1 protein-coding gene is annotated in these 538 nt (G+C 71.4%); it reads left to right on the top strand.

Translation table 11 applies throughout. The features are described 5' to 3' along the window. Positions 1-33 precede the first annotated feature (33 nt). A partial coding sequence (locus CTZ28_RS46510) for a GTP-binding protein (RefSeq protein ID WP_121895966.1) occupies positions 34-538 on the top strand: 505 nt, incomplete at its 3' end.

Raw genomic sequence — 538 nt, forward strand, 5'->3', positions numbered from 1 at the left:
CTCCTCACCGCGACACCAGGAGGCACGAGCAGCATGGGAGCCACATCACACCAAGCCGGAGCCGCCGGCAGGGCACTGACGGCCGACCGCCCCTCTTCCGTACGGAACGTCGTGCTGGTCGGCCACAGCGGCGCCGGCAAGACCACCCTCGTCGAGGCCCTGGCCCTGACCGCGGGGGCCGTGAACCGGGCCGGACGGGTCGAGGACGGGGGCACGGTCTCGGACTACGACGAGATCGAGCACCGCCGCCAGCGCTCCGTCCAGCTCTCCCTGGTCCCCGTCGAATGGGACGGCATCAAGATCAACATCCTGGACACCCCCGGATACGCCGACTTCGTCGGAGAACTGCGGGCCGGTCTGCGCGCCGCGGACGCGGCCCTCTTCGTCGTCTCGGCCTCCGACGGCGTGGACGGCTCCACCCGCATGGTCTGGGAGGAGTGCGCGGCCGTCGGAATGCCACGGGCGATCGTGATCACCCACCTGGAGGCGGCCCGCGCCGACTTCGAGGAGACCACCCGGATCTGCGCGGAGGCCTTCG

Origin of the sequence: Streptomyces shenzhenensis, assembly GCF_003688995.1 — a bacterium.
GTDB lineage: Bacteria > Actinomycetota > Actinomycetes > Streptomycetales > Streptomycetaceae > Streptomyces > Streptomyces shenzhenensis_A.